The following is a 483-nucleotide window of genomic DNA, read 5'->3' as shown; positions in this document are numbered from 1 at the left end:
GTCCGCGCGCTCAAGCGCAAGTACCACTGGCCGATCGAGACGACGAGCTTCCCGTCCAACGCGCCGGACGGCCGCGCGACGTGGGCCACCGTGTACAGCCTGCCGCCCGACGTCATCGCGAAAGCGCTGGACGGGCGGGGGCGCGACTGGTTGCGCAGCAGCCTGGGAACCGCCGACTAGTCCTGTTGCTCAGTTTTGTTGATACCGCGCCTCCAGCAAGTCGATCTGGCGCAGCAGCCTGCGTGCCGTCTCGTCCGAGATATCCATGCGGCGCGCGAGGCGCAGTACCGTGTCCCGCTCCGCATTCAGCGCGAGCAGCCGGTAGCTGTGCTCCGTGCGCTTGAGTGCCTGTGCGTCGCCATTGCCGCCCGCGGTGTCGGTCGCGTTCAGGCGGTGCCGGTACAGCCGCAGCACGTGGGCCACGGCCCGGTTGTCGTCCTGGCCGTCGGCCTGCTGCGCGGCGCTGGCGAGCAGCAGCGACAC

General features: G+C 70.0%; 2 pseudogenes. One reads left to right on the top strand and one right to left on the bottom strand.

Annotated elements, in window-relative coordinates:
- A pseudogene (locus ACEN88_RS34125) lies at positions 1-180 on the top strand (hypothetical protein); the annotation flags it as partial.
- 9 nt (positions 181-189) lie between these two features.
- Here the strand turns inward: ACEN88_RS34125 and ACEN88_RS34120 are convergent.
- Positions 190-483: pseudogene (locus ACEN88_RS34120) on the bottom strand (Na+/H+ antiporter); the annotation flags it as partial.

The sequence above is a fragment of the Massilia sp. CT11-108 genome, assembly GCF_047302915.1.
Classification (GTDB): domain Bacteria; phylum Pseudomonadota; class Gammaproteobacteria; order Burkholderiales; family Burkholderiaceae_D; genus Telluria; species Telluria orientalis.
Note: the sequence above shows the minus strand (reverse complement) of the source record. Positions and strands in the feature narration are given on the sequence as shown.